Genomic DNA, 20,469 nt, shown 5'->3' on the forward strand with positions numbered 1-20,469 from the left:
ATGTTTCAGATTCCACGGCAGGAGTTATCCGGGCGGTGTCGGGGTGCGCGAGCCGCCGGGGAGGACGGCCGCGCGCCCCGACGCCGCCGGGAGTGCGCGCCCCGGGGCTGCCGGGAGTTCACACCGTCAGCCGGCCAGGTGCCGCGCGATGACCAGCCGCTGGATCTGGTTCGTGCCCTCGAAGATCTGGGTGATCTTCGCGTCCCGCATGAAACGTTCGACGGGGAAGTCGCGGGTGTAGCCGTAGCCGCCGAGCACCTGCACGGCGTCGGTGGTCACCTTCATCGCCGCATCGGTCGCGACGAGCTTGGCGACCGACGCCTGCCGCGAGTAGGGCAGGCCGGCATCCTTGCGGCGCGCGGCGTCGATGTACGTCGCGCGGGCCGAGTCCACCGCGGCGGCCATGTCGGCGAGGACGAACCCGAGTCCCTGGTGGTCGATGATCTTCTTGCCGAAGGCCTTGCGCTCCTTGGCGTATGCGGTGGCCTCGTCGAGCGCGGCCTGCGCGAGACCCACCGCGACGGCCGCGATGCCGAGCCGGCCCGAGTCGAGCGCGCTGAACGCGATCGGCAGGCCCTGGCCCTCGGCGCCGATGCGGCGCTCGCCGGGCACGAACGCGTCGTCGTAGTGGGCGGTGGTGGTCGGGATGGCGTGCAGACCCATCTTCTCCTCGGGCTTCCCGAAGCTCAGGCCCTCGGTTCCGGCCGGCACGAGGAAGCAGGAGATGCCCTTCGAGCCGGCGTCGGAGGTCCGGGCGAACAGCGTGTAGAAGTCTGCCTTGCCGCCGTTGGTGATCCACGCCTTCGATCCGGAGATCCGGTAGCCGCCGTCCACGGCCGTCGCGCGGCAGGCCAGGGCCGCGGCATCGGACCCGGCCTGCGGCTCGGAGAGGCTGTAGGCGCCGATCGTGTCGCCGCCGAGCATGTCCGGCAGCCACTTGTTCTTCTGCTCGTCGGTGCCGTGGGTGGCCAGCGCGAAGCACGACAGCCCGTGCACGCTCACCGCGACGGCAACCGCCGCCCAGCGGGCGCCGAGCTCCTCGAGCACCTGCAGGTACACCTCGTACGGCTGGTTGCCGCCGCCGAATTCCTCCGGGTACGGCAGGCTCAGCAACCCCGCCGCGCCGAGGGCCGGGAAGACCCCCTCGGGGAACGTCTCGGTGCGCTCGTGTTCGACGACCCGCGGGGCGAGAACCTTGTCCGCGACGTCGCGGGTCAGTTCGATGAGGTCGTAGGCCTCGGGGGTGGGCAGCAGGCGCTCGACAGGCACGGCAGACTCCTCGATCGGAAATAGTACTGAGAACGATACTGCAGTACTGTATGAAGTATGACAAGAGCGGGGATCCGACGCGGCACGGCACGTCAGGCGCAGCTGTTCGACCAGCTCGTCGCCCTGTTCCTCGCCGCGGGCTTCGCCCACTTCACCCTCGACGACATCGCCGCCCGCCTGCACTGCTCGAAGTCGACGCTCTACACCCTCGCCGAGAGCAAGGACCGCCTCGTCCGCGCGGCCACCGTGCACTTCTTCCGTGGCGCCACCGAACGCGTCGAGGCCGAACTCGACGGCCACACCGGCGCCGCCGACCGCATCCGCGCCTACCTCGAAGCCGTCGGCCGGCAACTCGAACCCGCCTCCGCGCAGTTCATGGAGGACATGGCCGCCGCCCCCACCGCCCGCGAGGTCTACGAACGCAACACCCGCCTCGCCGCCGAACGCGTCCGCGACCTCATCGCCGACGGCGTCGCCGCCGGCGAACTGCGCGACGTGCACGCCGCGTTCGTCGCCGACGTCGTCGCCGCTGTCATGGTCCGCATCCAGCAGCGCCACGTCGCCGAGGCCACCGGCCTGCCGGACGCCCAGGCCTACCGCGAACTCGCCGCCCTCCTGACCCACGGCCTCACCGCCTGAGCCGCCTACCATCGGCCCATGGACGCCGAAGCCCCGATTCGTCTCGAGATCGTCGTCGCCAGCGTGCGCGCCGGACGGATCGCCCCCGTCGTCGCCGACTGGTTCGCCGCCACCGCACGGCAGCGCCCCGAGTTCGGCGTCGGCGTGCTCGACCTCGCCGACACCCCGCTGCCGCAGGATCTCTCCGGCGGCCCTGAGGCCGAGGCGTTCACCCGGCGGATCGAGGCGGCCGACGCATTCGCCGTCGTCACCTCCGAGTACAACCACGGGTACCCGGCCGCCCTCAAGACCGCCATCGACACCGTCAAACGCGAATGGCGCACCAAGCCGATCGGATTCGTCTCCTACGGCGGGCTCTCCGGCGGGTTGCGCGCCGTCGAGCAACTCCGGCAGGTCGTCGTCGAGGTGCACATGGTCCCGGTCCGCGAATCGGTCAGCTTCCACCGCGTCAAGCACGCCTTCGCCGCCGACGGCACCACCACCGACGGCGCCGCGATCGACGCCGCGCAGCGCATGTTGAACCAGCTCGCCTGGTGGGCGCGGACCGTGCGCGCCGGGCGGGCCGCCCAGCCCTACCCCGGCTGAGGGACCCGGCTCAGCGTGCGGGCGCCGGCTGCGCGGCACGCGGACGGCCGATGTACGCGGCCTCGGCGTCGATGCTCACCAACGACAGCGACAGCCGTCGGCCACCCACCGCCAGCACCACCCGATCGCCGGCCGCTCCGGGCTGCAGGATCGACACGTCCGGGCGCTCGCGCGGCCACCGATCCGGGTGTGCGTGCACGTGGATCGCGGTCGTCCCGGCCGGGACCGTCGCCGGCCGCACGCCGTCGTACACGATCGTGTCGAAGCCCCGATCGTCGCCGGCCAACCGCAACCGGTCCGGACCCGCCGCGGCCAGCAGGGGACGCCAGGCCAGGGCGCGATCGGTGTGGATCACCACGCGGGCGCCCGTCGCCACCGCCCGGAACACCACCTGCTGCGCCAGATACAGCTCCCCGGCGACATACACGGTGCGCACCCCCCGGCCGGTCAGGCGGACGGACACGGCCGCACCGGACTCGTCCGCGCCGAGCAGCTGCCCGCATCCCGTCACCGGCAGCGCCAGGGCGTCGACGTCGGCGAGGTGCATGGTGCGCAGCGGGATCAGATCCTCGAGCCCCACCTCGGCCGTCGGGATCGACGCCAGCAACCCGTCCAGTTCGCGGCTCCACAGCCGTCGGGTGCCCGGCATCCGGATCCTCGGCTCGGGCGTGCGGCTCGTGCCGCGCACCGACGCTCCCACCCGCACGGCTCCCGGCTCGGCGCCGGGGCGCAGCCGAACCGCGATCGTCGCCGACGACAGTGACTCGGACCAGACCCGGGTCATGATCGCCCGGTCGAGGTGCCCCGGCTCCACCACCGTGGCGCGACTGTAGCCGCCGGGAAGCCGTACTGCGCCCCGATCCTCCTCGAGCAACGCCGGATCCGCGCACCCGGCGACGGACTCCACCGCCCCGGCGATCTCTCCCGCGCCGAGGATCCTCGCGGTGTGATGCTGCTCCGCCAACGCGCGCACGACGCGCCGCGCCGCGGCGGTCACCGCGCGCGCCGCGCCCTCCGAGCCGCCGCCACGGCGGGCCACCGCGGCCGGGCAGGCGACGGAGTCGAACCGCAGCGCGAGCCACACGGTGCGCGTCGCGGCGGCGGGCAGCGGCCCGATCAGGCGCTCGTACGCCGCACCGGCGGCGGTCTCGTCGCACACCCGGCTGCCGTGCACGATGACGTCGATTCCGTCGAGGCCGACGTCGTGCGTGGCGAGGCACGCGGCGATCGCGGCCAGCGGAAGCCGGCGCAGCGGTTCGGCCCGATCTCGTGTCAGCCGGGTGAGCTCGCCGGCCGTCGGTACCAGCTCGACCACCGCCACGACGGCGGTGCCGTCCCAGCACACCCCGACCGGTCGATCGTCGCCCGCCGCGACGTCGACGATCACCGGGCCGGACCGCAGCGAACGGCGCCGGAACCGCCACCACAGCCGCCCCCATTCGACGGCGTCGAGTCCGTGGACAGGCACCGCCACCGCCAGCGCGGCCAGTACCGCCACGGTCACCGCAGCGGGAAGCGGAGCGCCCGTCGCCGCCGCCGTCGTCGCGCCGATCACCGCCGCGCACTGCGCCCGCACCACCGTCACCACGCAGCGGCGCCGCGGCCGCCGGAAGATCCCATCCTGCACGACGATTCCCCCGTTCCCACCCGAGCGACGGCCCGGCCCCCCCGACGTTCCCGGGCGGAACTGTACTGTGTTGCGGCGGAGGGGGCGTCGTACGGGGGAGGATCGATGGGAGCGCAGCCGACCACGCGCTGGCAGGTCAACGGCTACCGATTTCTGGTGCGCCGCATGGAACATGCACTGGTGCGGCGAGACGTGCGGATGATCCACGACCCGATGCGGTCGCAGTCGCGTGCCCTGGCGGTGGGCGCCGTCCTCGCCTGTGTCGGCCTCGCCGGCTGCGCCGCGCTCGCTCTGCTCCGCCCGCAGGACAGGATCGGTGACGCGGCGATCGTGGTGGGACGCGATTCCGGCGCGATGCTGGTCGCGATCGACGGCGCCTTCCACCCGGTACTCAACCTGGCCTCCGCCCGTTTGGTGCTCGGGCGGCCCGAGGCCCCCGCCGTCGTCGCCGACGGCGAATTCGAAACCCGGCCCCGGGGGCCCCTCGTCGGTATCCCCGGTGCGCCGTCCGCGCTGGCACACGTCGCGGCACCGCTGCCGTGGACGGTGTGCGACACCGTGACGACCGACGGAAGTCGTTCCGTCACAACGACCGTCACCGGGGGAGAGCCGGCCTACGGCGAGCGCGTGCGGCCTCTCGCCGACGACGAGGCCCTGCTCGTCGCGGCCGACGGCAGGCACCATCTGGTCTACCGAGGCTCCCGCGCCGAGGTGGATCTGGCGGACCAGGCGCTCACCCGCGTCCTCGGCATCGATGCCGGCATGGCACGTCCCGTCGGGCCGGGCCTGCTCGCCGCGATCCCGGAGGTGCCGCGGCTCGAGGCCCCGCGGATCCCCGGTGCTGGCGGCGAACCCGGCTATCCGATCGGATCGCTGACCGTCGGTTCGGTGGTCCGCGTCGCGGTGCCCGACGGGAAGAGGTTCTACGTCGTGCTGCGCGACGGCGTGCAGGAGGTGTCCGAGGCGACAGCGCAGATCGTCCACTTCACCGACTCGCAGGGCGCCGCGGAGATCCCGGCCGTCGCGCCGGACGTGCTGCGCGATGCTCCGACCGTGCGGGGTCTCGCGGTGGACACCTTTCCCGCCACCGTGCCCACCGTCGTCGATGCCCGCGACCGTCCCGTCGCCTGCCTGACGTGGATCCCGGGGGTCGGCGCGGCCGAACGGTCGCGGTCCGTCGTCGAGGTGTCGGCGGGGTCCGCGCTGCCGCTGCCCGACGGCGCGGTGCCCGTGTCCCTGGCCCAGGCGGACGGCGCCGGGCCCGAGGCCGACAGCGCCTACCTCGCGCCCGGCCGGGGGGCGTTCGTGCAGACCACCTCCGTCGCGCCGGACAGCGCGCGGCGCGGCGCCCTCTTCTACGTGGCCGACACCGGCGTGCGCTACGGGATCGTCGACGCGGAAGCCGCGACCGCCCTGGGATTCTCCGAACCGGTGCCCGCGCCGTGGCAGATCGTCGAACTGTTCGCGCCGGGACCTGCACTCGGGCGGGCGGAGGCACTCGTCGCCCACGACGGTGTCGCGCCGGATCACGACCCGGCGCCGGTCGGCGCCGGCCGCTGACGACGGCGCCGCAGCGGCGCGGTCGCCGACGCCGCCACCCCCAGGACCGCGAGCACCACCGCCGCCACGACGACCGCGACGTCCCTGGGCCGGTGATCCGGCGGCGTCCGCGGTATCGGCGCCGCGACGGCCACCGAGGCCGGCGCCTGCGGACGCCGCTCCCTCGGCGGGGCGGTCACCGCCGCGACGGGGTCGATCACGCCGTGGCCCACCCGCGGATTCCAGCCCTCCGCCGGTGCGTGCGCCGTGGCCTCGATCCGCATCGCCACGGTGCGGGCATCGAGGTGCGGAAACCGCGCCCGTACCAGCGCGACGGTCGCGGCCACCAGCGGCGCGGCGAAGCTCGTGCCGGACACCGGCACCGGGCCCTCGGCTCCCCGGTAGGCGTCGACGAGGCCATCGGCGGTGGGATGCAGGGAAACCACCCCGCTGCCGGGCGCGGCGACGTCCACCCACGGCCCCGGCAGGCTGTAGCTCGACGGTGACCCGTCCGGCTCGACCGAGCCGACCGTGAGTACGTAGTCGTCGTACCAGGCCGGCGAGGCCACGGTCGTGACCGCGCGCCACGGATCGTCTCCCGGCCGGAGAGGATCGAGCCCCTGCGGGTTCGACCCCTGGCAGCGGTCCTCCACGTTGCCGGCTGCGGCCACGACGACGGCGTCCTTCACCTCGGTCGCGTACCGCACCGCCGCCCCGAGTTCGGGGTCGTCGATGCCCTCCGCGGCCGGCGCGCAGGCGACCTCGGAGATGTTGATGACGGTGGCGCCGAGGTCCGCGGCGCGGCGCACCGCCATCGCCATCGTGCGCACGTTGCCGTAGCCGGGCGACGTGCGCGCATCGTGGTCGGCGGGATCCGACCGTCGCGCCGAGAAGTGGCGGCTGGACTGGCGCACGGTGAGGATCCGCGCATCCGGGGCGCCACCGGCGAACCCCGACCCGGGGACCGGCTGCGCCGCGACGAGCCCCGCCACCAGGGTCCCATGGGCGTCGCAGTCCTGCGTCCCATCGCCCGAGGAGACATAGTCGCCCCCCGGTACCAACCCGGGCAGCCGCGCATTGCGGCCCACCCCGGTGTCGATCACCGCCACGAGCTGCCCCGCCCCGCGACTCAGCGGCCACACGGCCGGAAAGTTCAGCACGCGCTGTGGTTCCGGGATCGAGGCGCTGTCGCCGGCGACGTCGACCGTGGTACACGGCGAACGCTGCCCGGTGTCGTCGACGGGCCCGGGTTCCCCGGGCGGGGGCAGGCGCCCGGCATCGACGGGCGGAGGTTCCGCCGCGGCGGACGGGGCCGTTCCGAAGGACGAGGCCGTCAGAACCAGGGCGACGACAACGAGGCGTGCGCCGCGGGCCACGTCAGAACCCGCGGACGGCGGCGTAGAGCCCGGTGACCCAGCAGGCCAACGGCACGATCGTCGCGATCACCGCGTACTCGACCACTTCGGCGGCGCGGCGCTGCACCGGCGTGAACGATCGTCGCGGCGCGACCACGCCGAACACCAGCGCTGCGGTCGCGACGGCAAGGGCGAGGGCGAACACGACGACGGGCGGCGCGGATCCGCCGACCGCGGCCGCGCCGAGCAGGCCCACCGGCACGGTTGCGCCGCCTGCCACCAGCAACGTCGCCTGGCGCGCATCGGTGTAGGTGCGGCCGCGCAGCATGATCACCGCCGCCGCGGCGACGGCGAGGGCGGTGCCGGGCAAGCGGAGACCGTCGCCGGACAGCGGCGCCGCGGCACACCACGCGCCCGCGACGACGAGAACGGCTCCCGCACCGATCAGCCCGGTGAGGTGGTCGCGTGCCCGCGCGGCGGCCGCCGCCAGCTCGCTGGGATCGGGCAGTGACCGGTCCCCGCCGTCCGGGGAGTCCGGTCCGTCCCTGCCGTCTTCGGTCTGCGGCGCGGGGGTCCCGGTCCCGGTCCCGGGACCGGGCACCGGCGGCAACGGCAGGTCGGCGAATTTCATGGCGAGGCGGGGTGCGAATGTCACCGTCAGCAGGGCCGTGACGACGACACCGGCGCCGACCGCGGAGGCGGAGATCCCGGTCGAGGCGGCGACGAGAAATGCGGCCGCGGCGGTCGCGGCGACGGCGGCGACCGCGGCGAAGGGCGCCCTTCCGACGGCGGTCAGCAGCAGGACCAGGGTCGCCACCGCCCCCGACAGGACCGCCCCGAGCATGGGGTGCGCCGGTCCGAAAGAGCCGGGCACCACGAGAATTCCGGTGACGAAGGCGGCCGGGACCGCGCAGGCGCACAGGAGCGCCGCGGTGCGGTGGTCGTCGCGGGCCCGCCCGAGCAGGATCCCGGCGAGCAGGAGCAGGGCGGCGAGCGCGGCGCAGCCGGCACCGGCGGCCGTCCGGCCGTCCGGGGAGGCAAGTCGCAGCAGGGCCCCCACCCCGACGACCGTCGCGGACAGGGCGACGACCGCCGCGACCGCGGCCGCCGCACGCGGCGACCAGCGGCCCGCGCCGGCCTCGTCCGCCGTCGCGACGCTGTGGGTCACGTCGTCGAACAGCGGGGGTGGCGCAGGTGCCGACGCGTGCTCGAGCACCAGCAGGTCCCCGTCCCGGACGCCGTGCTCGTGCAGGCTCAGCGCGGCGGCGAGACGCGACGATCCGAGACGGGCCAGCGCCCACGCCTCGGGCTCGACCCGCTCGGAGGAGGCGTCGAAGTCGTTGTGGGACCGGTGGGCGGTGATGAGATCGACGACCCCCGGCACGAGCAGCGCGACAGGGACGTCCGCGGGTAACGCGAGGTCGACCTGTGTGTGCTGGGCCAGCACGGTCACGCGGCAGAGTTCGGGCGCGCCGATCCGCCCCGGTTCGGTGTGCGCAGCCGTCATCGTCCATCCCCCCGTCGTCCCCCGACCGTGCTGCGGTCCGGGCCGGGCTCGCCCGCCCGGTGTCGCCCGGACCTCGCGGAGACGATACGACATCGCTTCGCGCAGGCCGTCTTCGCGCCCGCCTGCGTGCCGATGTCGCAGGGGTGCGTTACCCTTCGTCGACCGTGGGGGGACGGCCGTCGTGAGGACGGCCGGCACGGTGCGGGTCGGGGGTGGGGTGTGAGCGCGGTGCGGGTCGGGGGTGGGGTGTGAGCACGGTGCGGTTCGTGCGCAGGCCGCGGCGCGAGGTGCCACGCGTGCCGGCGGGTGAGGTGAGAATGCAGGCCCCGCCGGAGATTCCGCGTTCGACGCCGGGAAATCTCCTGGCGAAGCTGCTGCCCGTCGTGATGGTCGCCGCGATGATCGGCATGGTGGCGCTGATGTTCGGTTCGGGGATGGCGCGAAGTCCGATGTCGCTCGTCTTCCCGCTCATGATGATCGTCTCGATGGTGGGCATGCTCGCCGGCGGCGGCCGCGGAGGCGGGGCGAAAGCGGCCGAGGCCGACGAGGACCGCAAGGACTACCTGCGGTATCTCGATCAGCTCCGGCGGGAGGTCCACGACACCGCAGACCGGCAGCGGAGGGCCCTGGAGTGGACGCACCCCGACCCGGCCGTGCTGTGGACGCTCGCGGGAACGGTGCGCATGTGGGAACGCGACGGAGCCGACGCCGACTTCTGCCACGTGCGGGTCGGGCTCAGCGGCCAGCGCCTCGCAACCCGGCTGATCGCCCCCGACACGGGTCCCGTCGAGGACCTCGAACCGGTGGCGGCCGTGTCGCTGCGCCGGTTCGTGCGCGCGCACTCGGTCGTACCGGCCCTGCCGACCGCGGTGTCGTTGCGGGGGTTCGCGGCGGTGTCGCTCGGCGGCGATCGCCCCGCGGCCCGTGATCTGGTGCGGGCGATGCTGCTGCAACTGTGCACCTTCCACAGCACGGACGTGCTGCGGATCGCCGTGGTGTGCGGTCCGGACACCGCCCCGGAGTGGGAGTGGGTCAAGTGGCTGCCGCACGCCCAGAACCCCGAGATCGCCGACGGTGCGGGCAGCGCCCGCACCGTGTTCGGCTCGGTCCGGGATCTCGAGACCGCGTTCGCCGACCGCCTGACGGGCCGCGGCCGGTTCGTCCGCAACACCCCACCGGTCGACGGTGTGCCCCAACTGGTGATCGTGATCGACGGTGGCGTACCCGGCCCCGGGTCGGGGATCCTCGACGACGGGCTCGACTCCGTCACGGTCCTGGACCTGTCCGCGTCGATGCCCCGGCTGTCGGCCACCCGCGGGCTCGAACTCGTCGTCGGTGAGGGCCGATTGGGTGCGCGCGCCGGCGAACGCGTGGAGACCTTCGCGGTCCCGGACGGAGCGAGCGTCGCGCAGGCGCAGACGGCGGCGCGGCGCCTGGCACCGTACCGCGCCGCCCAGCGGGTCGCCGAGTCCGGCAACGGGGAGAATCGTTCGGCGCCATGGGAAGACCTGCTCGGTCTCGGTGACGTCGCACAGTTCGATCCGGAGCGGGCGTGGTCGCCGCGGCGGGGCCGCGACCGGCTGCGCGTGCCGATCGGAATCGGAACCGACGGTGCACCGGTCGAACTGGATCTGAAGGAGGCTGCCGAGGGCGGGATGGGGCCGCACGGACTCTGTATCGGCGCCACCGGGTCCGGGAAGTCCGAACTGCTGCGGACCCTGGTGCTCGGTCTGATCGCGACGCATCCCCCCGATGCACTGAATCTCGTCCTCGTCGACTTCAAGGGCGGCGCAACCTTCCTCGGGCTCGAGTCGGCCGCGCACGTCGCGGCGGTGATCACCAACCTCGCCGACGAACTGGCCATGGTCGACCGGATGAAGGACGCCCTCGAGGGCGAGATGAACCGAAGGCAGGAACTGCTGCGCGCGGCAGGGAACTTCGCGAATGTGGGCGACTACGAGCGCGCCCGGGCCGGCGGTGCCGCGCTGGCTCCGTTGCCGGCGTTGTTCGTCGTCGTGGACGAGTTCTCCGAGCTGCTCACGCAACAACCGGAATTCGCGGAACTCTTCGCCGCGATCGGACGGCTGGGACGATCCCTGCACATGCATCTGCTGCTGGCCAGTCAGCGGATCGACGAGGGCCGGCTGCGCGGACTCGACAGTCACCTCTCCTACCGAATCGGCTTGAAGACCTTCTCGGCCAACGAGTCCCGAAGCGTTCTCGGAGTCCCCGACGCCTACCATCTGCCGCCGTCGCCGGGCACCGGGTACCTCAAGTGCGACTCGGCGGAGATCGTGCGGTTCGCGGCTGCCTACGTGTCGGGTCCCTACGAGCCCCGCCGCTCGGGCCGGTCGGTGATCAGGCCGGGCACGGCGACCTCCCGGCCGCGGCTGTTCACCACGGCCGAAGTACCCCTCGCGCACCTCGAACCGGGTCCCGGGCCGGCCGAGCCCGGCGTGGATCCGGTCCCGGCGGAGGAGAGCCGTTCCGTGCTCGATGTCCTGATCGGCCGGGTGCGGGGTCACGGCACCCCCGCGCACGAGGTCTGGCTGCCGCCCCTCGACGCGGCGCCGAGCCTGGACCGACTGGTCCCGCGGTCTCTGCTCACCGGCGACGTGCTGCCGCGGAGCACCCTGCGCACGCCGATCGGCATCGTGGACCGCCCGTTCGAGCAACGGCGGGATCCGCTGCTGGTGGATCTCGCCGGCTCGGCGGGCAACGTGGTCGTCGTCGGAGGGCCGCGCTCCGGTAAGTCGACGGTGCTCCGCAGCCTCGTCCTGTCGATGGCGATGACGCACACTCCCGAGCAGGTCCAGTTCTACTGCCTGGACTTCGGGGGCGGATCCCTCGCCGGGCTCGCGGGCCTTCCGCACGTCGGGTCGGTCGCCAACCGGCTCGACGCCGACCGGGTGCGCCGGACGATCGCCGAACTGACTGCCCTGCTGCGGCGCCGGGAGGGTCGTTTCGGCGCGCTGGGCCTGGAGTCGATGGCCGAACTGCGCCGCCGCCGGGAGGGCGGCGGTCCGGCCGCGGACGTCGATGCCTTCGGCGACGTGTTCCTCGTGATCGACGGCTGGCCCAGCATCCGGCAGGATTTCGAGGCGCTGGAGCCGCAGGTCGGCGTGCTGGCGGCGCAGGGGTTGTCCTTCGGCATCCACGTGGTGCTCACCGCACCGCGGTGGGGCGACGTGCGGCCGGCGATGCGGGACCATCTCGGGACCCGCCTCGAGCTGCGCCTCGGCGACCCCGCCGATTCCGAGTACGGCCGCAAGAAGGCGGCGGCGGTGCCGGAGGGCCGCCCGGGCCGGGGCATCGACCGCCACGGACTGCACGTGCTGTCCGCGCTGCCGCGTGTGGACGGCAGCTCCGAGGTCGTCGACCTCGCGGCGGGACTGGCCGACGCGGTGGCCGCCGTCGCCGCGGCCGCACCGGGCCGCCCCGCCCCGCCCGTGCGCATGCTTCCCGATCGCGTCGATCGGGCCGGGGTGCTCGCGGCGCTCGCGGACCGATCGGCTGCCGGTGGCGCGCCCGGGGAGCGGCGGTTGTTCGTGCCCGTCGGCATCGACGAAGCCGAACTGGCCCCCGTGGGGATCGACTTCTCCGAGCAGCCTCACCTGCTCGTTTTCGGTGACTCGGGTTGCGGCAAGACGACCGTGCTGCGCGGCATCTGCCGCAGCCTCGTGGAGTCCCACACCGGCGCACAGGCCCGCATCATCGTCGGGGACTATCGGCGTACCCTGCTCGGCGTCGTCGAGGGTGAGCATCTCGGCGGATACGCGCCGTCCGCGGTGACGTTGTCGGCGATGGCCCGCGACCTCGCGGCGGTGTTCGAGCGGCGGATGCCCGGTCCCGACGTCACCCAGCAGCAACTGCGTGAGCGCTCCTGGTGGTCGGGACCCGAGGTGTTCGTCGTCGTCGACGACTACGACCTCGTCTCCGCGGCGAGCCAGTCGCCGCTGACGCCCCTGCTGGAGTATCTGCCCCAGGCCAAGGACGTCGGGCTGCACCTCGTCCTGGCGCGCCGCTCCGGGGGAGCCGGGCGGGCTCTCTTCGAGCCGGTCATCGCGCGGCTGCGGGAATTGTCGGCGGCCGGCCTCGTGATGAGCGGCAATCGAGAGGAGGGAGCGCTCGTGGGCACCGCGCGTCCGCGCCCGATGCCGCCCGGACGGGGCATCCTCGTGCAACGCGACGGGGAGACGCTCGTGCAGACGGCGTGGCTGCCGCCGCAATGAGCGACGTCCACGCGCTGCACCTGCAGGTCGTCCCGGGTCGGGTGTACGCGCGGCGGTCCGATCGGACCGTGACGATTCCCGCATCGGCTCCCGGCCGTGTCCCCACGGACGACGATGCGCCGCTGGCGACCCTGCTCGGGTACGTCGCGGCGACGGCAGGCGCGCCGGCCGGCCTCGACACGGTGGTGGTGGTCCATCCCACCGAGTGGGGCGAACGTCGGCGGGAGGAGTTGCACACGGCCGCCCGGCAGGTCGCGCGAAATGCCGTCCTCCTGACCGCCGCGGTGGCCGCGCGCCGCGCCGCGCCTGTGGGCGACGGCGAGCGATGCGCGGTCGCGGAGGTCGACGGCGCCGGCGTGACAATGGCGGTGCTGAGCGCCCCCGACGGCGGCGACGTCGACCGCATCGCGCGGGACCCCGACCTCGACGAGGGACTGCTCGACTCGCCGGCGGGAGCCGAGCGGCTGGACCGGCTGATGCGAAACGTGTGCGGTTCCGTCGATCCGGATGTCGTCCTCGTGACGGGGATTCCGGGCGAGCCGCCCGGAATTCCGCTGTGCGAGCGGATCGCCGAGCGGCTCGGCCGCGGCATCCGGGTGATACCGGTCGCCGCGTCCGAGGTGCTGGCCGCGGTGCCGGAACCCCCGGCCGTCCCGTCGGGGGACACGGAGCCGCTCCCACAGTGGCTGCACACCGTGCCGGCCTCCCGGTCGACCCGGCCCGTCCGCCGGATCCGTTGGGCCGTCGTGGCCGTCGTGGCCGTCGTGGCCGCGACGGCCGGCTGGGTGTGGACTGCAGGACAGGGCGCGGACATGCCCGCGGTGGGCGCGGAGGTTCCCGTCGCCGGCGACTCGGCCGATGAGTCCTCGGCGACGAGACAGCCCATGCCGCGCCCACCTTCGGTTCGTCACGAACTCGGGCCCGTCCGGCTGGAACTGCCGGGGGACTGGAGGGTCCGCGACCCTGTGCCTGCCGGGGCCGAGCGCGTCGAACTCGTCCCCGCCGGCGGGAGGGATCGGCGAATAGTGCTGGTGCACAGTCTTCTTCGTGAAGATATGGACTTGGCCGGCGTGGGGGAGGTGCTGGCCCGGCGCGCGGACGAACGTTCCCCGGTGATCCGTGACCTCGACCCCGACACCACCTTCGCGGACCGCCCGGTGATCGCCTACGTGGAGGCGCCGGACGAATTCTCGCTCGTGCGTTGGTTCGTCGTGGTCGAGTCCGGCATGCAGGTGGCGGTCGGATGCCAATTCCTCGTCGACGAATGGGCGGGAATCAAGAACGAATGCGAGCAGGCCGTCCACACTGTGACGGTGGAGTAGCGGATCGCCTCGTTCGCCGAGCAGGGGAACCCGGCGGACAGGCGCTGCGTCCAATCGGATGTAGGCGCGAACCGGCTTCGGCCACGGTGGGCCGGAGGGATACGGGACGCGGGACGACGGAGGAGACAGGCGTGACGCAACCAGGGCAGGGCAGTTCGAATCGGGTGGCGACCGACGTCGCGACCATGGAGACGGCGGCGCGGCAGATCGAGGACTCCCACGGAGAACTCGAGCAACTGCTCGGTGCGCTGCGCACCACCGTGTCGTCGTCGCCGGACGTATGGCAGGGCCGGTCGGGGATGGCGTTCACCGACGTGATGTCGCGATGGGACCGCAGCGCCCTCCAGCTCAACGAGGCACTGGCCGCGATCGTCGCCGGCATCCGTACCAACGGCCGGGCGTACGAGGACACCGTCCAGGCCCAGGCGCAGTCGCTGGACGTCCTCGGCGACAGCCTCCACGGCAGCTACTGACGCCGCTGCGGGCGGGCCGGTGCGGAACCGCGCATCGGCCCGTGCACACAACACGACTCACGACTCGAGGAGAACGAACGAATGAGTGGACCCGATGTGATCCGGCAGGACTTCGGTGGCATCGACGACCTGCACACCCGCGTCGTCGGACTGCAGCGCGGCATGAACGACACGCTCGACCGGATCAGGTCACAGGTCGAGCCGCTGGTGCAGACCTGGGACGGGCAGGCCCGGTCCGAATACCACGTCACCCAGCAGAAGTGGGATCGGGCATCCGCCGAGCTGAATCTGCTGCTCGACCAGATCGCCGTCGCCGTGGCGCGGGGCAACGACGAGATGCGCAGCGTCGAATCCGAGCTGGCACGGAGGTGGCAGGCCTGAAGCGACACGAGTAGCGAGCGACGTCCCGGTGGTGGAGAGGCCGCCGGGACGTCGTGCTGTTTTGACCGTGCACACACCTCCCCGGTATCGTGTGCCGTTGGCGTGTCGTCCGTCGTCGTTGCCTCGTGCGCGGCGAACGTCGCTTCTCGGGTCCCAACTGGCCGCCGGAAGCGATCATCGGCGGCGCGCGGGCCAGCAGCGAAACGATAGACGAGGAAGATCTGTGTCTACGTACACACCGAAGGCCGGCGACGTGACCCGCCAGTGGCACGTCATCGACGCCACCGACGTGGTGCTCGGCCGCCTCGCGGTGCAGGCGGCGAACCTGCTCCGCGGCAAGCACAAGCCCACTTTTGCCCCCCACGTGGACGGTGGCGACTTCGTCGTCATCATCAACGCGGACAAGGTTGCCATCTCCGGCAACAAGAAGCAGGACAAGCTCCTGTACAACCACTCCGGCTACCCGGGCGGCCTCCGGTCCCGCACCGTCGGTGAGGTTCTGGAGAAGAACCCGGACCGTCTGGTGGAGAAGGCCGTCACCGGCATGCTCCCGAAGAACAAGCTCGGTCGCGCGATCGCGAAGAAGCTGAAGGTCTACGCGGGCCCGAACCACCCGCACACCGCGCAGCAGCCGGTGCCGTTCGAAATCAAGCAGGTGGCGCAGTGACCGAGAACGTGAACGAGAACTACAGCGACGAGTACACCGACGCCGAGAACGTCGAGGTCGCCGCGGACGAGTACGTGGCCGAGGAGGCCGCTCCGGCTCCCGCGCCGATCGTGTTCGACCGCCCGGTGCAGACCGTCGGCCGCCGCAAGGAGGCCGTCGTCCGCGTCCGCCTCGTGCCCGGCACCGGCAACTTCGTGCTCAACGGCCGCACCATCGAGGACTACTTCCCGAACAAGGTGCACCAGCAGCTCGTCAAGTCGCCGCTGGTCACGGTCGAGCGCACCGAGCAGTTCGACGTGCATGCCCGCCTGCACGGCGGCGGCCCGTCGGGTCAGGCCGGCGCCCTGCGCCTGGCCATCGCCCGCGCGCTGATCGAGGTCACCGCCGAGGATCGCCCCGCGCTCAAGCGCGCCGGCTTCCTCACGCGTGACCCGCGTGCCACCGAGCGCAAGAAGTACGGCCTGAAGAAGGCCCGTAAGGCACCGCAGTACTCCAAGCGCTGATGTGCCGCCGACGCTGACCTCGTCAGCCTCGGCTCCTGTTCGACCACGAGAGCAGGCGCCGGTAGAGAATTCCCTACCGGACGCCTGCTCTCGTGCATCGACGTACTTTTTGCGACAGCAGGCGGCGCCCGCGGACGGCGGAGACCGCATTTCTCGACGTGGAGGACTTTGCTCGATGGGTCGGATGTTCGGCACCGATGGCGTGCGAGGCTTGGCGAACGCCGAGCTCACGGTCGAACTGGCGGTACGGCTCGCCGGGGCGGCCGCGACCGTGCTGGCAGGCGGTGCCGAGGGCCGGCGCCCCGTCGCGGTGGTGGGCCGCGACCCCCGTGCCAGCGGGGAGATGCTCGAGGCCGCCGTGACCGCGGGCCTGACCGCGGCCGGCGTCGACGTGTTGTCCGTCGGGGTGCTGCCCACCCCGGCTGTCGCGTTCCTGACCGGGGCCTACGACGCCGACCTCGGCGTGATGATCTCCGCGTCGCACAACCCCATGCCGGACAACGGCATCAAGATCTTCGCGGCCGGCGGTCACAAGCTCGACGACGCCGTCGAGGACCGTATCGAGGCCATGCTGCACGGTGCGGGCGGGGTCGCCCGCCCCACCGGCGCGGGCATCGGCCGGGTGCGGACCGCCGACGACGCCGCCGACCGCTACCTCGCCCACCTCGCGACGGCGGTGCGCATGCCGCTGACGGGCCTGACGGTCGTGGTGGACTGCGCCAACGGCGCCGCGTCGCGCGTCGGGCCGGCCGCGTACGCCGCGGCCGGGGCCACGGTCGTCGCGCTGCACGCCGACCCGGACGGGCTCAACATCAACGACGGCTGCGGTTCGACGCATCTCGACGGCCTCCGGGCCGCGGTCGTCGAGCACGGCGCCGACCTCGGTCTCGCGCACGACGGCGACGCCGACCGGTGCCTCGCGGTCGATGCGACGGGCACCGTGGTGGACGGCGACGCGATCATGGCGATCCTCGCCCTCGGGATGCGCGAGGCCGGCGAGCTGCACGCCGACACGCTCGTCGCCACTGTGATGAGCAACCTCGGCCTGCACCTGGCGATGCGCGAGGCCGGGATCACGGTCGTGACCGCCGGCGTCGGCGACCGATACGTGCTCGAGGAGCTGCGCCGCGGCTCGTTCAGCCTCGGCGGCGAACAGTCCGGCCACATCGTGCTGCCGGCCCTGGGAACCACCGGCGACGGGGTGCTCACCGGCCTGCGCCTCATGGAACGGATGGTCGCGACCGCTTCGCCCCTCGCGGAGCTCGCCGCGGTCATGCGCACCCTGCCGCAGGTGCTGGTGAACGTGCCCGTGTCGGACAAGGCCGCGGTGGCCAAGGCTTCCGTCGTCGCGGACGCCGTTGCCGCCGTGGAGCGGGAACTGGGGGAGACCGGGCGGGTGCTGCTGCGTCCGTCGGGCACCGAACAACTGGTCCGGGTGATGGTCGAGGCCGCCGACGACGCGGTGGCCCGTGCTCTCGCCGATCGTCTCGCGGGAGCGGTCGCCTCCGTCTGACGGCACCGATCCGACGGCCTCCATCTGTCGGCCTCCATCTGTCGGCCTCCATCTGTCGGCCTCCATCTGTCGGCCTCCATCTGTCGGCCTCCATCTGTCGGCTCTGCCCCGCCGGGGAACCGATCCGCCTCCCGCTGCGTCGAACCACCCGGGGGGACGAGGGAGGGGGCGGCGCGGTGCGTGACGGGGTGGGGCTCGACGGTGCGGCGGTCCGGGTGATCGCCGAGGGCCTGGCGGACTCGGCCGCCGAGATCGACTGGCATGCGCGTGCGTGCCGCGCCGTCGGCTTCGGTCCGGACGCGGCCGGCGACCGCTACCGGTCCGAGGCCGAGGTCGTGCGAGCGCGCTACGACGGGCTGCATCGGGCGGTCGCGGAGTGGTCGGCGGCGACGGCCGCCCGCGCGGAGGCGCTGCGGCGCGCGGCCGGGGGGTACGCGTGGCTGGAGCGGGAGTCCGAGTCGGTCCTGCGGGCCGTCGACCTGCCGCCGACGGGGCACCGGTGACCGGAGGAGGCCGGTGACCGGGGGCGGGCAGCGGCTCGACCTGGTGCTCGACGGGGGCCGCGTCGGGTTGCGCTTCTTCGCCGAGCATCTTCCCCGCGCCGAGCGCTGCGCCCCCGGCCTGCCGTCCTGTGCGCAGTTGCGGGAACGCTACGACGAGCAGCGCGGCACGGATCCGGCCGTCCTGCTCGCGGACGCCGACGTGTTCGCCCGGCTCGAGGGTGCCCTGGGTGCCGAGGTCGCGCGGCAGCGCTCCTACGTCGACGCCTTGGCGGCGGCCTGGACCGGAGGCGGGGCGGTGGGTGCGGCCGACGCGCTCGCCCGTCATGTGGCGGTCGGCGAGGACCTGCAGGCACGGCTCGGCGCCGCACGTCGCGCGCTGACCGACGCGGCGGCCGCGGTGCTCGCAATCGTCGAGGAGAAGTCCCGGGCGGCCGCCGAGTTCGCCGACACGACCGTCGGCGGGCGCACCGTCGAGGAGATCGACGCGATTCTGGCCGGCGCCGCGGGCGGCGACGGCCCGACGACAGCCCAGCTCGCCGCCTGGGATTCGGCGCTGGGCCCGGCCCCCGAACGCGCGGCTGTCACGCAATGGTGCGGGCGGTGGCGCGACGAGGTGTTCCGGCCCGGGGTGGAGACGGCCGTCGAGTCGTTCCTCGACCTGTGCGACGACACCGACCGAGCGGTGCGGGCGGTACTCGCCGAACTCGCCGCGACGCTGGCGCCGCCGGATCCCGGCCCGCGGAGCGTGGCTCCGGTGACCGATCCGTGGTCGCCGTGTGGGGCGGCGACGGACCTGGTGGCCGCGGGGCTGCGGCTGGCGACGGCCGTGGGCGAACTCACAGGCGCGGTCCTCGGTCTGGCCACGACCGTGGTGGAAGAGGTTTCCGAGGCCGTCGAGCCGGCCGGCCCGCCGCAACCGCAGCCGGAGCGTCCGCTGTCGTCGCCGCCGCCGGATCCGGCACACCCGCCGTCGCGCACACCCGCCCCCGAGACCCCGGCCCCCGCCGCCGGAGGGACGGGAACGGACCCCGACACACCCGGCGCCGGTGTGGGCGACGACACGCCGCCCACACCGCCCGACGAGCCGCGGCGACCGGACGAACCAGGTCACGGCGGAGCGCTCGGTCCCGCACCGCCCGACGAGCCGCGGCGACCGGACGAACCAGGTGACGGCGGAGCGCTCGGTCCCGCGCCGGCCGGGATGCCCGGCACGCGGGCGGACACCCCCGCGCGGCGGCCCGCGTCGGCGGAACCTGCTGGTGAGAGCGTCGAAGCGGGCCCCGAGGAGGAGCCTGCCGACGGCGTGGTCCTGGCGGAGGCGGGGCCGCTGTGACCGGACGGTTCGAACACATCGTCGCCGAGCACCGGGACGCGGTCGAGCGCCGGCTCGAGAACCTGCGGCGCCTCCGGGAACCCCGTGAACTCGCCGCCGGCGCGACGCGCGGGCCGGCGCCGGCCGTCGAAGAGGAGTTCTATCGCCCGAGCAGCTGGTTGATCTGAGTGCCGAGCTCGCGGTCGATCGCGTCGGGCTCGGTGAGCACCTCCGAGCCGGGAAGCTCGGCCTCGGGGTCGGCGAACGGCGCGTAGGTCTTGTCGCCGGCGAGCCGGTACAGCAGATATCCGGTGAGCAGCGCGCGGGTGACCTTCTGGGTGTTGCGCTGGGCGCCGCCGACGCCGAGGAAGGCGAGCAGGCGGCGGCCCTCGATCATGCCGTCGTCGGTGGCCTTGTGGACGGACCGCATCAGCATCTCGCCGCCCCAGGCCTGGGCGACGGCGACGGCATCACTGCCCATCGAGCCGAGGTCCTTCTCGGCGGCGAGCACGAGCCCGGGCGCGTGCACACGCGCGGCCAGGACCGAGGCCGGCGGCGACGTCGGGGCCGGGTAGAGCGCGGCGACGGCGGCCACGTCGCGCCGGGACGCCGCAAGTACCGCAGCTCCCGCGCCCATGCCGTGGCCGATCAGGCCGAGACGGTCGGGGTGCACGCTGATCCGTCCGGTGCCCAGGCGCACGCCCACGCAGATGTCGAGGGTGGTGCCGAGGTCGGCGGCCAGGCCCAGGTGCGACGGGATCGGCCCGCGTTCGGTGCTCGGGGCGGCCACGACGATGCCCCACGAGGCGAGGTGTTCGAACAGCGCCGAGTACTTGTCGAGACCGGTCATCCAGCCGTGGCCGAACGCGACGGCGGGCAGGCCGAAGCCCTCGGCGGGGGTGTAGACGATGCCCGGCTGACCTGCGAGAGCGAGGTTGCCGCGCAGCACCGTGTGCGGTCCGCGCTTCGAGAGCCGCTGGGCCAGGGATTTCGGTTTCGCCGCCACGGCGTGAACGTTAGCCGATGATCAGCTTCGAGCGTG

18 protein-coding genes are annotated in these 20,469 nt (G+C 73.4%); 13 read left to right on the forward strand and 5 right to left on the reverse strand.

Features of this window, described 5'->3' with window-relative positions:
- Positions 1 to 126 precede the first annotated feature (126 nt).
- Positions 127 to 1,269 carry an acyl-CoA dehydrogenase family protein gene (locus OCS65_RS10650; RefSeq protein ID WP_006947196.1) on the reverse strand — a complete coding sequence of 381 codons (1,143 nt, stop codon included), beginning with the start codon at positions 1,267 to 1,269 and terminating at the stop codon, positions 127 to 129.
- Between the two features lie 57 nt (positions 1,270 to 1,326).
- Here OCS65_RS10650 and OCS65_RS10655 point away from each other — a divergent pair, with 57 nt between their 5' ends.
- Together OCS65_RS10655 and OCS65_RS10660 are read left to right on the forward strand one after the other, a co-directional pair.
- Positions 1,327 to 1,908: a TetR/AcrR family transcriptional regulator gene (locus OCS65_RS10655; RefSeq protein ID WP_006947198.1), complete on the forward strand. Its 582-nt coding sequence runs from the start codon at positions 1,327 to 1,329 to the stop codon at positions 1,906 to 1,908.
- A gap of 18 nt (positions 1,909 to 1,926) precedes the next feature.
- Positions 1,927 to 2,493, forward strand: a complete 567-nt coding sequence (locus OCS65_RS10660; protein WP_231772659.1) for an NADPH-dependent FMN reductase — start codon at positions 1,927 to 1,929, stop codon at positions 2,491 to 2,493.
- A 10-nt stretch (positions 2,494 to 2,503) separates the two neighbouring features.
- Here the strand turns inward: OCS65_RS10660 and eccE are convergent, their stop codons facing one another.
- A complete protein-coding gene (eccE, locus tag OCS65_RS10665) occupies positions 2,504 to 4,120 on the reverse strand; it encodes a type VII secretion protein EccE (protein ID WP_231772660.1) in 1,617 nt (538 codons plus the stop codon).
- Positions 4,121 to 4,225: 105 nt separating this feature from the next.
- Between eccE and eccB the strand changes: the two genes are divergently transcribed.
- Complete coding sequence (gene eccB, locus OCS65_RS10670) at positions 4,226 to 5,680, forward strand: type VII secretion protein EccB (RefSeq protein WP_044476574.1); 1,455 nt, start codon at positions 4,226 to 4,228, stop codon at positions 5,678 to 5,680.
- Here the strand turns inward: eccB and mycP are convergent.
- Together mycP and eccD are read right to left on the reverse strand one after the other, a co-directional pair.
- On the reverse strand, positions 5,647 to 7,035 hold the full coding sequence (mycP, locus tag OCS65_RS10675; protein WP_050035524.1) for a type VII secretion-associated serine protease mycosin: 1,389 nt from the start codon (positions 7,033 to 7,035) through the stop codon (positions 5,647 to 5,649). The two genes, eccB and mycP, sit on opposite strands and share 34 nt — an antisense overlap.
- Before the next feature lies 1 nt (position 7,036).
- Positions 7,037 to 8,521 carry a type VII secretion integral membrane protein EccD gene (gene eccD / locus OCS65_RS10680; RefSeq protein WP_263510143.1) on the reverse strand — a complete coding sequence of 495 codons (1,485 nt, stop codon included), beginning with the start codon at positions 8,519 to 8,521 and terminating at the stop codon, positions 7,037 to 7,039.
- A 248-nt stretch (positions 8,522 to 8,769) separates the two neighbouring features.
- On the opposite strand from eccD, the gene eccCa reads away from it, so the two are divergent.
- The 10 genes from eccCa to OCS65_RS10730 all read left to right on the forward strand — a co-directional run bounded on the left by eccCa (position 8,770) and on the right by OCS65_RS10730 (position 19,615).
- The gene (gene eccCa, locus OCS65_RS10685; RefSeq protein WP_263510144.1) at positions 8,770 to 12,753 is read left to right on the forward strand and encodes a type VII secretion protein EccCa; all 3,984 of its coding nucleotides are present in this window, start codon (positions 8,770 to 8,772) and stop codon (positions 12,751 to 12,753) included.
- A complete protein-coding gene (locus OCS65_RS10690; protein WP_235194125.1) occupies positions 12,735 to 14,075 on the forward strand; it encodes a type VII secretion-associated protein in 1,341 nt (446 codons plus the stop codon). Before eccCa ends, OCS65_RS10690 begins: the two co-directional genes overlap by 19 nt.
- A 131-nt stretch (positions 14,076 to 14,206) precedes the next feature.
- Positions 14,207 to 14,548 (forward strand): WXG100 family type VII secretion target, encoded by a 342-nt coding sequence (locus tag OCS65_RS10695; RefSeq protein WP_263510145.1) that lies wholly within the window; start codon positions 14,207 to 14,209, stop codon positions 14,546 to 14,548.
- Positions 14,549 to 14,629: 81 nt separating this feature from the next.
- The gene (locus tag OCS65_RS10700; protein WP_006934921.1) at positions 14,630 to 14,929 is read left to right on the forward strand and encodes a WXG100 family type VII secretion target; all 300 of its coding nucleotides are present in this window, start codon (positions 14,630 to 14,632) and stop codon (positions 14,927 to 14,929) included.
- Between the two features lie 223 nt (positions 14,930 to 15,152).
- Complete coding sequence (gene rplM, locus OCS65_RS10705; RefSeq protein WP_006934922.1) at positions 15,153 to 15,596, forward strand: 50S ribosomal protein L13; 444 nt, start codon at positions 15,153 to 15,155, stop codon at positions 15,594 to 15,596.
- Positions 15,593 to 16,099, forward strand: a complete 507-nt coding sequence (gene rpsI / locus OCS65_RS10710; RefSeq protein ID WP_006934923.1) for a 30S ribosomal protein S9 — start codon at positions 15,593 to 15,595, stop codon at positions 16,097 to 16,099. Before rplM ends, rpsI begins: the two co-directional genes overlap by 4 nt.
- Before the next feature lie 175 nt (positions 16,100 to 16,274).
- Positions 16,275 to 17,612: a phosphoglucosamine mutase gene (gene glmM / locus OCS65_RS10715; protein WP_006934924.1), complete on the forward strand. Its 1,338-nt coding sequence runs from the start codon at positions 16,275 to 16,277 to the stop codon at positions 17,610 to 17,612.
- Between the two features lie 176 nt (positions 17,613 to 17,788).
- Positions 17,789 to 18,115, forward strand: coding sequence for a hypothetical protein (locus OCS65_RS10720; protein ID WP_006934927.1), 327 nt, complete (start codon positions 17,789 to 17,791; stop codon positions 18,113 to 18,115).
- Positions 18,116 to 18,128: 13 nt separating this feature from the next.
- Complete coding sequence (locus OCS65_RS10725) at positions 18,129 to 19,448, forward strand: hypothetical protein (protein WP_263510146.1); 1,320 nt, start codon at positions 18,129 to 18,131, stop codon at positions 19,446 to 19,448.
- Positions 19,445 to 19,615: a hypothetical protein gene (locus tag OCS65_RS10730; RefSeq protein WP_006934931.1), complete on the forward strand. Its 171-nt coding sequence runs from the start codon at positions 19,445 to 19,447 to the stop codon at positions 19,613 to 19,615. Before OCS65_RS10725 ends, OCS65_RS10730 begins: the two co-directional genes overlap by 4 nt.
- On the opposite strand, the gene OCS65_RS10735 is transcribed toward OCS65_RS10730, so the two are convergent.
- Positions 19,588 to 20,433 carry a dienelactone hydrolase family protein gene (locus tag OCS65_RS10735; protein ID WP_006934933.1) on the reverse strand — a complete coding sequence of 282 codons (846 nt, stop codon included), beginning with the start codon at positions 20,431 to 20,433 and terminating at the stop codon, positions 19,588 to 19,590. The genes OCS65_RS10730 and OCS65_RS10735 overlap by 28 nt on opposite strands.
- Positions 20,434 to 20,469: the final 36 nt, after the last annotated feature.

The sequence above is a fragment of the Rhodococcus aetherivorans genome (genome assembly GCF_025722975.1).
GTDB classification, from domain to species: domain Bacteria; phylum Actinomycetota; class Actinomycetes; order Mycobacteriales; family Mycobacteriaceae; genus Rhodococcus; species Rhodococcus aetherivorans.

Coding starts and splice junctions, on each gene's coding strand:
- OCS65_RS10655 (WP_006947198.1), top strand. CDS start 1,327: ATGACAAGAGCGGGGATCCGACGCGGCACGGCACGTCAGGCGCAGCTG.
- OCS65_RS10660 (WP_231772659.1), top strand. CDS start 1,927: ATGGACGCCGAAGCCCCGATTCGTCTCGAGATCGTCGTCGCCAGCGTG.
- eccB (WP_044476574.1), top strand. CDS start 4,226: ATGGGAGCGCAGCCGACCACGCGCTGGCAGGTCAACGGCTACCGATTT.
- eccD (WP_263510143.1), bottom strand. CDS start 8,521: ATGACGGCTGCGCACACCGAACCGGGGCGGATCGGCGCGCCCGAACTC.
- OCS65_RS10700 (WP_006934921.1), top strand. CDS start 14,630: ATGAGTGGACCCGATGTGATCCGGCAGGACTTCGGTGGCATCGACGAC.
- glmM (WP_006934924.1), top strand. CDS start 16,275: ATGGGTCGGATGTTCGGCACCGATGGCGTGCGAGGCTTGGCGAACGCC.